Source organism: Pedococcus sp. P5_B7 (assembly GCF_054049895.1).
This window is the reverse complement of the sequence record NZ_JBFULM010000008.1, coordinates 180,601-193,034: the sequence shown is the minus strand read 5'-3', so window position 1 is coordinate 193,034 and position 12,434 is coordinate 180,601. Positions and strand designations below refer to the sequence as shown.

The window sequence follows — 12,434 nt, the reverse complement described above, 5'->3', positions numbered from 1 at the left end:
CGCCGATCACCCCGACCGGCTCGGCCACGAGGCAGCTAGAGGCACGGTGGCCCGTTCGCTCTGGCGGGTCGCGGCGTGGTGGCCCACGATGGCGACATGGGCAACGGTGACTACCACGCGGCATACCGGCAGAGCCTCGAGGACCCCGAAGCGTTCTGGGGCCGGGCCGCCGAGGCGATCGACTGGATCACTCCCCCACCGCGGGTGCTCGACGACGACCGGCCGCCGTTCTACCGCTGGTTCACCGGCGGCACCCTCAACACCTGCTTCAACGCGCTGGACCGGCACGTGGCCGCGGGGCGTGGTGACCAGCCGGCGCTGCACTACGACTCCCCGGTGACCGACACCCACCAGACCATCACGTATGCCGCGTTGCTCGACCGCGTCGCGACGTTCGCCGGCGCGCTCGCGTCACTGGGGGTCGGCAAGGGCGACCGGGTCGTCATCTACATGCCGATGGTGCCCGAGGCGGTCGTCGCGATGCTCGCCTGCGCCCGGCTGGGGGCGGTGCACTCCGTGGTCTTCGGCGGCTTCGCGCCGGCCGAGCTCGCGGCCCGCATCGAGGACGCCAAGCCGGTGGTGATCGTGGCCGCGAGCTGTGGTGTCGAGCCGACGCGAGTGGTCGAGTACAAGCCGCTGCTCGACGCCGCCCTCGACCGCAGCTCGCACAAGCCGGAGTCGGTGATCGTCCTGCAGCGCGAGCAGGCTCGTGCCGCCGTCGGCGAGCGCGACACCGACTGGGAGGAGCTCGACTGGGACGAGCTGGTCGCCGACGCCGAGCCCGCCGACTGCGTCGAGGTGGGGGCCACCGACCCGCTCTACATCCTCTACACGTCAGGGACGACGGGGCGGCCGAAGGGGATCGTCCGCGACAACGGCGGTCACGCGGTCGCCCTGCGCTGGTCGATGGGCAACGTCTACGGCATCGAGCCGGGCGACACCTGGTTCACCGCCAGCGACGTCGGCTGGGTGGTGGGGCACTCCTACATCGTCTACGCGCCTCTGCTGACCGGCGCGACAACCGTTCTGTACGAAGGGAAACCGGTCGGCACGCCGGATGCGAGCGCGTTCTGGAAGGTGATCGCCGACCATGGGGTGAAGGCGATGTTCACCGCGCCCACGGCATACCGGGCGATCAAGCGCGACGACCCAGACGGCGAGCTGATGAAGGGTCACGACCTCTCCACGCTCGAGACGGTGTTCCTCGCCGGCGAGCGCCTCGACCCCGACACCTACGCGTGGGCGACCGATCGACTCGGGGTGCCGGTCGTCGACAACTGGTGGCAGACCGAGACGGGCTGGCCGATCGCCGCGAACCTGCGCGGGCTCGAGCCGATGCCGATCAAGCCGGGGTCGCCGACCGTGCCGACCCCCGGCTTCGACGTGCGCATCCTCGGGGAGGCCGGCCAGGAGCTCGGGGCCGGCGAGGAAGGCGCCATCTGCATCCGGCTGCCCCTGCCCCCCGGCACCCTGCCGACCCTCTGGGGTGACGACGACCGGTACGTGTCCGGCTACCTGTCGGCGTTCGATGGCTACTACCTCACCGGCGACGGCGGCCTGGTCGACGAGGACGGCTACCTCTACGTGATGGGTCGCACCGACGACGTGCTCAACGTCGCGGGCCACCGGCTCTCGACCGGCTCGATCGAGGCGGCACTGGCCGGGCATCCCGCCGTGGCCGAGTGCGCGGTGATCGGCGTCCACGACGACCTCAAGGGACAGGTGCCGCGGGCGCTGGTGGTGCTCAAGGCCGGCGTCGACGGCGAATCCGACGGAGAGCGCATCCGCACCGAGCTCAAGCAACGGGTGCGCGACGAGGTCGGTGCCATCGCGTCGCTGCAACGGGTCGACGTCGTCGCCGCGCTGCCCAAGACGAGGTCGGGCAAGATCCTGCGCAAGACCATGCGGGAGATGGCCGACGGCAGGACACCCACGGTCCCCGGCACGATCGAGGATGCCTCGGTCCTTGAGACCCTCGGACCCGTGTTGTCCTCGCCCGCCTAGCCTGACGGGGTGCAGGGAGTCCTCAACGGTTTCACCACCATCGGCCTGGTCATTGCCGTGGGCGCCCTGCTGGCCCACCTGAGGATCGTCGACCTCGGCGCGCAGCAGGTCCTGTCACGGCTGGCCTTCTTCGTCGCCAGCCCGGCCCTCATGGTGGTCACGCTCTCGCGGGCCGACGTCCACCAGGTGCTCTCCGCGAACCTGGGCGCCTCTGCTGCCGGCGTGGTGGTCGCCGGTGGCGTGTACGTCGTGCTGGCGCGCACGCTCTGGCACCGCTCGATGGGTGACACGACCATCGGCGCCCTCTCGTCGTCCTACGTCAACGCCGGCAACCTCGGGATCCCGGTTGCCAGCTACGTGCTGGGCGATGCGGCCTTCGTGGCGCCGACGCTGCTCTTCCAGCTGCTCGTGTTCCAGCCCGTGGCCCTGGGCTTCCTCGACGCCGATGCCCGCGGTGGTCGCTCGTCCTGGTGGCAGCTGCTGACCAAGCCGTTCCTGAATCCCCTGACCGTCGGCTCCCTCATCGGCCTCGGGCTGTCACTCACCGGGTGGACCCTGCCCACGATGGTCTCCGCGCCACTGGGGCTGCTCGGCGACATGGCCGTGCCCTCGATGCTGGTCGCCTACGGCATCGCGTTGCGGCTGGGCCCCGGGCTCGGGCGCACCGGTTCGGTGGCCGAGCTGGTCACCACGTCGTCGCTCAAGCTATTCGTGCAGCCCCTGGTCGCGTGGTTCGTCGCCAGCGTGGTGCTGGGAGTCGACGGCCACGCGCTGCTCGCGATCGTCGTCACCTCGGCGCTGCCGACCGCCCAGAACATCTTCGTGCACGCCACCCGCTACGACCGGGCGACGGTCCTGGCCCGCGACACCATCCTCATCACCACGATCGGCGCCGTCCCCGTCATCCTGCTCGTGGCCGCCCTCCTCGGCTGAGGCGTCGGCGCTATCTCATGCAAAAGGCGAGTTAGCGCCGGTGCGGGTGGCGCTAACTCGCCTTATGCATGAGATGGCGACGGGTGGAGGATGGGTCGTCCGGTATGCCGCGTGCTAGCGCGAGCGGCGCGCGGTGCCGAAGATCGAGCGGGTGATCTCGCGACCGATGACCGTCCCGGCCGAGCGAACCATCGACTTGAACGCGCTCGACTTCACCACCTGCTCGACGATCCCCGGCTCAGGCTTGGAGGACTGCCGTGCCTGAGTCGGCCTGGACGTGCTGGCTTGCGTCGCGGCACCGCTCGGAGCGGGCGCGGGGGCCTGCTCGGGCGTCGGCGCCTGCTGGAGCCTGGCCTGGAGCTTCTCGTAGGCGGACTCGCGGTCGACCATCGCGGCATACTTCGAGCCGATCGCGGACGCGGCGATGACCTGCTTGACGGTCGCCTCGTCCGACGGCGCCATCAGCGACTGCGGGGCGATCATGCGGGTCCAGGCGACCGGCGTGGGGGCGCCGCGTTCGGAGAGCACGGTCACGACTGCCTCACCGGTGCCGAGCGAGGTGAGCAGCTTGGCGAGGTCATAGCCGCTGTGCGGGTAGGTCGACACGGCGGCCTTGAGCGCCTTGGCGTCGTCGGGCGTGAACGCGCGCAGGGCGTGCTGCACGCGGTTGCCGAGCTGCGCGAGCACGTCCGAGGGCACGTCCTTGGGCGACTGCGTCACGAAGAAGACGCCGATGCCCTTCGACCGGATCAGCCGCACGGTCTGCTCGATCGCGTCCTGGAACGCCTTGCTCGCATCGTTGAACAGCAGGTGCGCCTCGTCGAAGAAGAAGACCAGCTTCGGCTTGTCGACGTCGCCCACCTCAGGCAGGTCGTGGAAGAGGTCGGCCAGCATCCACATGAGGAAGGTGGAGAAGAGGGCCGGTCGATCCTGGACGGCCGGCAGCTCGAGGCACGTGACGAGGCCCTTGCCGTCGGCGGCCGTTCGCAACAGGTCCTGCGTATCGAACTCGGGCTCGCCGAAGAACGCCTCGGCGCCCTGGTCGGAGAACGCGATGAGCTCGCGCAGGATGACGCCGGCCGTCGCCGAGGACAGTCCACCGAGCGACTTGAGGTCGGCCTTGCCCTCGTCGGAGCTGAGGAACGCGATGACCTCGCGGAGGTCCTTGATGTCGAGGAGCGCGAGGCCGTTCTTGTCGGCGTAGTGGAAGACCAGTCCGAGGCTGGACTCCTGGGTCTCGTTGAGCCCCAACACCTTCGAGAGCAACGTGGGCCCGAAGGACGTGATGGTGGCGCGAATCGGGATGCCGTTGCCGAGGCCGCCCAGCGACAGGAACTCGGTCGGGTATGCCGTGCCGACCCACTGCTGCCCCACGTCCGCCGCGCGGGCGGCGACCTTGTCGTTCGCCTGCCCGGCCGTCGCGAGACCGGAGAGGTCACCCTTGATGTCGGCGAGGAAGACGGGCACGCCTTGGCCCGAGAGCTGCTCGGCCATGAGCTGCAACGTCTTCGTCTTGCCCGTGCCGGTCGCGCCCGCCACCAGGCCGTGCCGGTTGAGGGTGGACAACGGGATGCGCACGGGGGCATCGGGATACGCCTTGCCGTCGATCACGGTGGCGCCGAAGTGGAGGGCCCCACCCTCGAAGGAGTACCCGGCGCGGATCTCGTCGAGCTGCGCGTTGTTCGCGCCAGCCGGCTCTGAGGGGGTCTGCGAAGGTGTCGTCTCGGTCACCTTCGGCACTCTAGTGGCGCGTCCACGCACCCGGGCAGGTGTACGGCAGACCCTGCCGGCGACGCCTCGACCCACGCCACCGTGCGGGCACGCCTCGGGCCGCGCACGCGGCATACCCTTATGGTGGCGGGGTGATCTTCAAGAAGGTGGGCGAAGGGCGTCCGTACCCGGAGCACGGGAAGCAGACCCCTCGCGACTGGGCTGACGTCCCTCCGCGCATGGTGCGGCTCGACGAGCTCGTCACCACGAAGCGCACGCTCGACCTCGGCCACCTGCTCGCGGAGGACTCCACGTTCTACGGCGACCTCTTCGCCCACGTGGTCGAGTGGAAGGGCACGCTCTACCTCGAGGACGGTCTGCACCGCGCGCTGCGAGCCGCGCTTCAGCAGCGACCTACCCTCCACGCGCGCGTCCTCGTGCTTGACTGACCCCAGGCATGTCGGGGCCGCGCTGACGCGGGCGGAGGTGGGTACATGAGTTACGTCGTCGAGTCGGGGTCGTCGCGCGCCCGCCGGGCGCGCCGCCGCAGGGCGCTCATCACCCTCGGCGTCGTCGCGCTGATGCTGTTCTTCGCGTTCTGGTACGCCTACTCCTACTACCAGGACAGCAACAAGGCGAAGGCGTCGCCCGCGCCCACCTGCACCGCGACCTCGACCGTGAAGACACCGGCCCAGGTCACCGTGAACGTCTACAACGCCACCGAGCGCAGCGGCCTCGCGGCCAAGACGGCAGCCGACGTGCGCAAGCGTGGATTCAAGATCTCCACGGTCAGCAACGACCCGCTGCAGCGCGACGTCACGGTGGCGGCCGAGGTCCGGTACGGGCCGACCGGGGCGTCCTCCAGCAAGTTGGTGCTGGCCCTGGTGAAGGGGGCGAAGGCGGTCAAGGACAGCCGCACCGACTCCTCGGTCGACCTCGTCCTCGGTGCGAAGTTCACCGCCCTGACGGCCCCGCCGAAGAAGCCGGCGGCGTCGGCCACCACCCCCACCTGCTGATGCCGGTCCGCTGACGCCGGTCCGCTGACCCGGACCGCTCGGCGCGGCAGGTCGCCGCTGGGCTGACCCAGTCCGGACGACCGTGGACAGGTGCCTGAGCCCCACGCACACTGATGCGGTGGAACCGATGACGGCGGTGCGCGCCCAGGTGGCCGACTCCTGGGTCAGGTCCGCCGCAGCCGGGGTGGAGGCCGACTGCGTGGAGGCGCCGATCACGCTGCCTGCCGACGCGCTGCGCGACCACCGCGAGGCACACCCGTTGGCCCAGGTGTTCCCGCTTCTCGACGACGTGCTCGGCCGGGCCGCCCGCGAGTGCGACGCGATCATGGCGGTGTCGGACGCCGCCGGGCAGCTCCTCTGGGTCTGCGGCACGCCCAGCGTGCTGCGGCGGGCGGAGAGCATCGGGTTCGTCGAGGGCAGCAACTGGGACGAGCGGCTCGCCGGCACCAACGCCCCCGGCATGGCGCTGGCCCTCGACCAGTCGGTCAACATCATCGGGGCCGAGCACTTCCGCCGCTCCGTCCAGCGCTGGAGCTGCGCCGCGACACCGATCCACGACCCGACCACCGCGTCCCTGCTCGGCGTCCTCGACATCACCGGGGGCGACCAGATCGTCGTCCCGCAGACGATGGCGATGGTCCGGGCTGCGGCCCGGATGGCCGAGGCCGAGCTCGCGCGCGAGCTGCTCACCCGGGGCGCCGACCAGCCGCACCAGTCGTCGTCACGGCTGACCGCAGCCGTCCACGCCCTCGGTCGCGACGAGGCCCTGCTGACCGTGGACGACGGTCGCGGCCACCCGCGCACGGTGCGGCTCAGCCGCCGGCACAGCGAGATCCTGCTCCTCTTGGCGTCCGCACCCCGCGGCCTCTCGGGCGACGAGCTCGGGGTGCTGCTGTACGAGGAGGACGTGACGTCGTCGACGTTGCGGGCCGAGCTCAACCGGCTGCGGTCGCTCCTCGGTGACGACCTGCTGGCCTCGCGGCCCTACCGGCTCGCGGCCGAGGTCACGGCGGACTGGCTGGCCGTCGAGGCCCATCTCGCGGCGGGCGCAGTCGGCGCCGCACTGCGCACCTATCGGGGACCGCTGCTGCCTGCCTCGACCTCACCGGGGGTCCGCCGGCTGCGGGGCAGCGTCGAGGGCCAGCTGCGACGCGCCTTGCTCGCCAGTGGTGAGCCAGACCTGATGTCGACCTGGACGCGCTCGGCGTGGGGCACCGACGACCACGAGATGTGGACCGCCCAGCTCGCCAACCTCGGCAACACCTCCCCGTTGCGGCCGCTGGTCGTCGGCCAGATCGCGCGCCTCGACCGCGAGCTCGGCGCCTGACCCGTCCGCGACTCGACGTCTCCGAGCAACCTTTGCTAGCAAAGGTTGCTGCTGGGGGGGCGTGCAACGTGGTCGCAACGTTGCGTTGCCTACCGTCACGGCAACCCCCACACGCGGGGCACCACCAAAGACGTTGGGAGAACAGCGATGACGGTCTACGCACCCCCCGGAACCGAAGGCTCGAAGGTCACGGTCGAGCCGCGCTACGGGCACTTCATCGGCGGCAACTGGGTCGAGCCGAAGAAGGGCGAGTACTTCGAGAACATCTCACCGGTGACCGGCCGGGCCTTCACCGAGGTCGGTCGCGGCACCGCCGAGGACATCGAGGCAGCCCTCGACGCAGCGCACGCCGCAGCGCCGGCCTGGGGCAAGACTTCGCTCGCCGAGCGCGCGCTCGTCCTCAACAGGATCGCCGACCGCCTGGAGGAGAACCTCGAGGCCCTGGCGATCGCCGAGACCTGGGACAACGGCAAGCCGGTCCGCGAGACCCTGGCCGCCGACCTGCCCCTCGCGATCGACCACTTCCGCTACTTCGGTGGCGTGCTGCGCGGCCAGGAGGGCAGCAGCTCGGAGATCGACGAGAACACCGTCGCCTATCACTTCCACGAGCCCCTGGGCGTCGTCGCCCAGATCATCCCGTGGAACTTCCCGATCCTGATGGCCACGTGGAAGCTCGCTCCCGCGCTCGCGGCCGGCAACGCCGTCGTCCTCAAGCCGGCCGAGCAGACCCCGTGGTCGATCCTCAAGGTGCTCGAGCTGATCGGCGACCTCATCCCGGCCGGGGTGCTCAACGTGGTCAACGGGTTCGGCGTCGAGGCCGGCAAGCCGCTCGCCAGCTCCAACCGCGTCGCCAAGGTCGCCTTCACCGGTGAGACCACCACGGGCCGACTGATCATGCAGTACGCCAGCCAGAACATCATCCCGGTCACCCTGGAGCTCGGCGGCAAGAGCCCGAACGTCTTCTTCGACGACGTGGCCCAGAGCAGCGACGCGTTCTACGACAAGGCGCTCGAGGGCTTCACGATGTTCGCGCTCAACCAGGGCGAGGTCTGCACCTGCCCGTCGCGCGCCCTCGTCCAGCAGTCGATCTACAGCGACTTCGTGGGTGACGCGATCGAGCGCGTGGAGAAGGTCAAGCAGGGCAACCCGCTCGACACCGACACGATGATCGGCGCGCAGGCCAGCAACGACCAGCTCGAGAAGATCCTGTCCTACCTCGACATCGGCCGTCAGGAGGGCGCCAAGGTGCTCACCGGTGGCGAGCGCAACGTGCTCGACGGCGACCTCGCCGAGGGCTACTACGTCACCCCCACCGTCTTCGAGGGCAACAACTCGATGCGGATCTTCCAGGAGGAGATCTTCGGACCGGTCGTGTCGCTCACGAGCTTCACCGACGAGGCTGACGCCCTCGCGATCGCCAACGACACCCTCTACGGCCTCGGCGCAGGCGTGTGGACCCGCGATGGCGCCCGTGCCTACCGGATGGGCCGCGGCATCAAGGCGGGTCGGGTCTGGACGAACTGCTACCACCAGTATCCCGCGCACGCTGCGTTCGGCGGCTACAAGCAGTCGGGCATCGGGCGTGAGAACCACAAGATGATGCTCGACCACTACCAGCAGACCAAGAACCTCCTGGTCTCCTACTCCCCCGACGCCCTCGGCTTCTTCTAGATCGATGACGTCACCGGAGGCTGCCCCCGACGCCGACACCGATCCCAGCTCGGTCTCGGCGCCGGACCCGCAGCTCACCCGGGTCGACTTCACGGGTGCGGCGGCGGACCTGCTCCGCCGCCTCACCGTGAAGCACGGCCCGCTCATGTTCCACCAGTCCGGCGGCTGCTGTGACGGCAGCGCCCCGATGTGTTACCCCGAAGGCGAGTTCATCACCGGCGACGCCGACGTCCACCTGGACAACCTGACCGTGGGCGGGCTGCTCGACCCGATCGAGTTCTGGATGTCGGTCTCGCAGTATGAGTACTGGAAGCACACCCACCTCACCGTCGACGTCGTCAAGGGACGCGGGAGCGGCTTCTCGGTCGAGGCGCCGGAGGGGGTCCGGTTCCTGATCCGGTCACGCCTGATGAGCGAGGACGAGCTGCGCGCCTTCGACCTGCTCTGACGCCACCACAGACCGAGGTATGCCGCGTGGGCCACTGGCCGCGCGGCATACCTCCGGTTCGCGGAGCGGCGCCCCCACGGGGCGCACCGTAGGCTCGCTGCATGATCACGGTGGAGCTGTCGCGCAGCCTGAACCACGGCGGTGTGCTGTGGGAACCCGCTCCCGGCGACCGGTTCACCATCGACCAGCCCAACGTGGTCGGCGAGGTGTTCTGGATCAGCCACCTGACGATCGACGTGCACACCTTCAAGGGGCAGCCCCTGCTCGGCTTCAACGGCACGACGGAGTGGGCCCTCGACTCGGTCACGCTCGACACCGCGCTCTGGATGCCACGCGAGGACCAGCTGCGCGACCTCATCGGCGAGCGGCTCGTGTCGCTGAGTCGCGAGGACGGGCAGTGGCTCGTGACGGTGGAGACCGAGGAGGGGCGCGAGACCTACACGGATCCTGACCCCGAATGCGCCTACGCGCTGGCCCTCCTCAGCCTCACCTGAGGGCGCCTCAGTGGGAGGTCGCCATCGTCCCCTTGTGGTGCGACCGGGTCACCTGGAGGTCGGCTGCACCGACCACGAGGACGACCGCGCCGACGATCCAGGCGGTCCACGCCATCGGCCGGGTGCCGCTGAACCCCATGACCCAGGGAGCCGCGATCATGCAGGCGCCCAGGAGGACCGTGAGTCCCTCGACGGACATCATGTCCGGCCTGAACAGCTCGATCAGAGCCAGGACTGCGGTGACGGCACCCAGCACGACCATGGTCATGGTCGCCCGGTCAGTCGTGGTGGTCCACCACGGCGAGAGGGCTGCGTAGGCGCCGGCGATCAGAGCAATGAGATCCTGTGGATGGTTCCATCGCTTCATGGTGGTCACAACCACCTTTCCTTGAAGGCGGTCCGTCGATCCGAGGCGGGCCGAACACCTTGATTGTCCTCCCGCCCAACGCTTTTGGCTATCTTCGGCCGTCTCCGTAGGACGGGGCGCGCACGCCCTGTCGCGAGTCGCTTCCGGTCCGGGTCATGACGACCCCATCCGCTTGAGGGTGGCGAGCCGGCGCTCGTACTCCTGCTCGTCGATCTCACCGGCCGCGTAGCGCTCAGCCAGCTTGGCCTCGCCGGCGCGGGTGCCGGCGTAGCCCTGCACCTGGCGCCACCGACGGATGCCGAAGAAGCGGAAGCTGGCGAAGATCCCGATGATGAAGAGCAGCCACAGGAAGGGGAAGATCGGCCACCAGGGACCGGGTCCGTTCCAGGAGGGGTCGTGGGCGGCGAGGGTGTTCGCAGTGGCGATGACGGTGGTCATGGTGACTCCTTGGTCGGATTGAGCTGACTCCTCAATCCTTCGGCGGGAGAACGCTTTCCGAATCCCACAGGGGGCGGCACCTCAGCTGCTCCCCCGGGCGTACGCCACGGACGGCAGCTACTCCTGCGACCACCCCGGGCGCACCAGACCGGACTCGTAGGCCAGCACCACGAGCTGGGCGCGGTCGCGGACGTGCAGCTTGATCATCGACCGGCTGACATGGGTCTTGGCGGTCGCGGGGCTGAGGAAGAGCCGCTGGGCGATCTCGTCGTTGTTGAGCCCCTCGCCCACGAGGGCGACGACCTCACGCTCTCGCTCGGTCAGCTCGCCGAGCCGGTCCGCGGCCGGGGCCACGTGGGGGCGGCTGCGGGTCGCGAACTCGCCGATGAGGCGCCGCGTGACGCCGGGCGACAGCAAGGCGTCGCCCGCGGCCACCGCGCGGATGCCTCGCAGGAGCTCGGCCGGCTCGGTGTCCTTGACGAGGAACCCGCTGGCCCCGATGCGCACCGCCTCGAAGACGTACTCGTCGAGGTCGAACGTCGTGAGCACGACCACCCGCGTGCCTGAGAGGCGCTCGTCGGCCGCGATCTGCCGGGTCGCCTCGAGCCCGTCCGTGCCGGGCATCCGGATGTCCATCAGCACGACGTCCGGCACGGTCTGCCGGACCAGCGCCACCGCCTCGGCACCGTCGGCCGCCTCGCCCACGACCTCGATGTCGTCCTCGGCGTCGAGCAGCGCCCGGATCCCGGCCCTGAGCAAGGCCTGGTCGTCGGCCAGCACCACCCGGATCATCGTGGACCGCCGGTCGGGAGGTCGGCCTCGACCCGGAGGCCTCCGCCGGCCGCCGCCTCGACCCGCAGCTCGCCGCCGAGCGCTCGCGCCCGCTCCTGCATGCCGCTGATCCCGTTGCCCTGCCTGAGGTTCGGTAGCCCGGCTGCGCCGTTGCCCTCGTCCTCGATCGTCAGGGAGAGCACCTCGTCACCGTAGTGGAGGGTCACGGCGGCCCGGGTCGCGTGCGCGTGCCGGACGATGTTGGTGATCGCCTCCTGCACGATCCGGTATGCCGCGAGCTCGACTGCCGCGGGAAGGGCCCGCGCCTGCCCGCTCACCGTCTTGGTGACCTGGAGGCCCGCATGGCCGCTGCGCTCGACGATGTCGTCGAGCCCAGCCAGGTTGGCGACCGGTGAGCGCGGGGCCGGTGCGCCGTCGAGGCGCAGGACGTCGATGAGCGACCGGAGCTCGGTGAGCGCCTCCTTGCTGGCGTCGCGGATGGCGACGAGCGCCGGCTCGACCTGCTCGGGCCGCCGGTCAGCCAGGTGGAGGGCCACTCCGGCCTGCACGTTGATGAGCGACATGTGGTGCGCCACGACGTCGTGCAGCTCCTGGGCGATGCGCAGGCGCTCCTCCCCGGCCTGCCGCAGCCTCGTCTCGCGGGCGGCCTGCCGGTAGGTCGCGGCCCGGTCGCGCCAGCTCCGCCCGACCTCGGCGACGGCCAGCACGACCAGGGTCCAGGCCAGCAGCCCGCCGATGGCCTGCCACGACCACGCTGCCGAGTCGAAGACGAGGCGCCCGACGGCGTCACCGGCCAGCACCGCGACGGCGCCCGACCAGGCCGCTGTCCGGTGGCCACGCACGACCGTCACGACGAGCACGATCGCGAGGCCGAGGAACACGGGACCGTAGGCGTATCCGCGCGCGAGGTACACCGAGGCCGCGAGCGCGGTCGCCCCCAGGGCCAACAGCGGAAGCCGCCGCAGCACGGTGATGGCCACCGGCGCCACCAGGAGCAGGACGACGGCAAGGGCGTCGAGGGGGCGGCGGTCGGGCTGCCCGTGGGAGGCACCGAAGCTGCCACCGACCTGGATCAGGGCGACGGCGAAGGCGAGGAGGTAGCGCGCGGCGGGGTGTGCGCTGCCGGATCGGCCCCGCGGACCTCGCATCCACGGGGGACCCCAGGCCAGGTCGTCGGGCTCGCGCATGCCTGCCAGCGTAGGCATCCCCGTCAGGGCGTGGCGTCCCACGACGG

Annotated in this window: 13 protein-coding genes; 8 read left to right on the top strand and 5 right to left on the bottom strand. The window is 70.4% G+C overall.

The window, feature by feature from the left end:
- The first annotated feature begins 96 nt into the window (after window positions 1-96).
- A complete protein-coding gene (locus ACXJKD_RS17970) occupies window positions 97-2,004 on the top strand; it encodes a propionyl-CoA synthetase (RefSeq protein WP_457256416.1) in 1,908 nt (635 codons plus the stop codon).
- Between the two features lie 9 nt (window positions 2,005-2,013).
- A complete protein-coding gene (locus tag ACXJKD_RS17965; RefSeq protein WP_457256138.1) occupies window positions 2,014-2,937 on the top strand; it encodes an AEC family transporter in 924 nt (307 codons plus the stop codon).
- 114 nt (window positions 2,938-3,051) lie between these two features.
- On the opposite strand, the gene ACXJKD_RS17960 is transcribed toward ACXJKD_RS17965, so the two are convergent.
- Complete coding sequence (locus ACXJKD_RS17960) at window positions 3,052-4,668, bottom strand: helicase HerA-like domain-containing protein (RefSeq protein ID WP_457256136.1); 1,617 nt, start codon at window positions 4,666-4,668, stop codon at window positions 3,052-3,054.
- A 131-nt stretch (window positions 4,669-4,799) separates the two neighbouring features.
- Here ACXJKD_RS17960 and ACXJKD_RS17955 point away from each other — a divergent pair, with 131 nt between their 5' ends.
- The 6 genes from ACXJKD_RS17955 (at window position 4,800) to ACXJKD_RS17930 (ending at window position 9,603) form a co-directional block, all read left to right on the top strand.
- Window positions 4,800-5,096: a type II toxin-antitoxin system VapB family antitoxin gene (locus ACXJKD_RS17955; RefSeq protein ID WP_344135994.1), complete on the top strand. Its 297-nt coding sequence runs from the start codon at window positions 4,800-4,802 to the stop codon at window positions 5,094-5,096.
- A 45-nt stretch (window positions 5,097-5,141) separates the two neighbouring features.
- The gene (locus ACXJKD_RS17950; protein WP_457256134.1) at window positions 5,142-5,663 is read left to right on the top strand and encodes a LytR C-terminal domain-containing protein; all 522 of its coding nucleotides are present in this window, start codon (window positions 5,142-5,144) and stop codon (window positions 5,661-5,663) included.
- A gap of 127 nt (window positions 5,664-5,790) precedes the next feature.
- Window positions 5,791-6,990 carry a GAF domain-containing protein gene (locus ACXJKD_RS17945; RefSeq protein WP_457256414.1) on the top strand — a complete coding sequence of 400 codons (1,200 nt, stop codon included), beginning with the start codon at window positions 5,791-5,793 and terminating at the stop codon, window positions 6,988-6,990.
- Window positions 6,991-7,137: 147 nt separating this feature from the next.
- The gene (gene exaC / locus ACXJKD_RS17940; RefSeq protein WP_457256133.1) at window positions 7,138-8,661 is read left to right on the top strand and encodes an acetaldehyde dehydrogenase ExaC; all 1,524 of its coding nucleotides are present in this window, start codon (window positions 7,138-7,140) and stop codon (window positions 8,659-8,661) included.
- A gap of 4 nt (window positions 8,662-8,665) precedes the next feature.
- Complete coding sequence (locus ACXJKD_RS17935) at window positions 8,666-9,109, top strand: DUF779 domain-containing protein (RefSeq protein ID WP_457256131.1); 444 nt, start codon at window positions 8,666-8,668, stop codon at window positions 9,107-9,109.
- Between the two features lie 101 nt (window positions 9,110-9,210).
- Complete coding sequence (locus tag ACXJKD_RS17930; RefSeq protein ID WP_457256130.1) at window positions 9,211-9,603, top strand: hypothetical protein; 393 nt, start codon at window positions 9,211-9,213, stop codon at window positions 9,601-9,603.
- Between the two features lie 7 nt (window positions 9,604-9,610).
- Here the strand turns inward: ACXJKD_RS17930 and ACXJKD_RS17925 are convergent, their stop codons facing one another.
- The 4 genes from ACXJKD_RS17925 to ACXJKD_RS17910 form a co-directional block, all read right to left on the bottom strand.
- Window positions 9,611-9,970 carry an SPW repeat protein gene (locus ACXJKD_RS17925; RefSeq protein WP_457256413.1) on the bottom strand — a complete coding sequence of 120 codons (360 nt, stop codon included), beginning with the start codon at window positions 9,968-9,970 and terminating at the stop codon, window positions 9,611-9,613.
- Between the two features lie 153 nt (window positions 9,971-10,123).
- Entirely contained in the window at window positions 10,124-10,408 is a 285-nt protein-coding gene (locus ACXJKD_RS17920) for an SHOCT domain-containing protein (protein ID WP_457256128.1), read from the bottom strand.
- 117 nt (window positions 10,409-10,525) lie between these two features.
- On the bottom strand, window positions 10,526-11,200 hold the full coding sequence (locus ACXJKD_RS17915; protein ID WP_457256127.1) for a response regulator transcription factor: 675 nt from the start codon (window positions 11,198-11,200) through the stop codon (window positions 10,526-10,528).
- Window positions 11,197-12,387 carry a sensor histidine kinase gene (locus ACXJKD_RS17910; protein WP_457256126.1) on the bottom strand — a complete coding sequence of 397 codons (1,191 nt, stop codon included), beginning with the start codon at window positions 12,385-12,387 and terminating at the stop codon, window positions 11,197-11,199. The genes ACXJKD_RS17915 and ACXJKD_RS17910 overlap by 4 nt, the downstream gene beginning before the upstream one ends.
- Window positions 12,388-12,434 lie beyond the last annotated feature (47 nt).

Bases quoted from the DNA above. Each gene is read 5' to 3' on its own strand.
- ACXJKD_RS17970 (WP_457256416.1), top strand. From the start codon at position 97: ATGGGCAACGGTGACTACCACGCGGCATACCGGCAGAGCCTCGAGGAC.
- ACXJKD_RS17950 (WP_457256134.1), top strand. From the start codon at position 5,142: ATGAGTTACGTCGTCGAGTCGGGGTCGTCGCGCGCCCGCCGGGCGCGC.
- ACXJKD_RS17945 (WP_457256414.1), top strand. From the start codon at position 5,791: ATGACGGCGGTGCGCGCCCAGGTGGCCGACTCCTGGGTCAGGTCCGCC.
- exaC (WP_457256133.1), top strand. From the start codon at position 7,138: ATGACGGTCTACGCACCCCCCGGAACCGAAGGCTCGAAGGTCACGGTC.
- ACXJKD_RS17935 (WP_457256131.1), top strand. From the start codon at position 8,666: ATGACGTCACCGGAGGCTGCCCCCGACGCCGACACCGATCCCAGCTCG.
- ACXJKD_RS17930 (WP_457256130.1), top strand. From the start codon at position 9,211: ATGATCACGGTGGAGCTGTCGCGCAGCCTGAACCACGGCGGTGTGCTG.
- ACXJKD_RS17925 (WP_457256413.1), bottom strand. From the start codon at position 9,970: ATGAAGCGATGGAACCATCCACAGGATCTCATTGCTCTGATCGCCGGC.
- ACXJKD_RS17920 (WP_457256128.1), bottom strand. From the start codon at position 10,408: ATGACCACCGTCATCGCCACTGCGAACACCCTCGCCGCCCACGACCCC.
- ACXJKD_RS17915 (WP_457256127.1), bottom strand. From the start codon at position 11,200: ATGATCCGGGTGGTGCTGGCCGACGACCAGGCCTTGCTCAGGGCCGGG.
- ACXJKD_RS17910 (WP_457256126.1), bottom strand. From the start codon at position 12,387: ATGCGCGAGCCCGACGACCTGGCCTGGGGTCCCCCGTGGATGCGAGGT.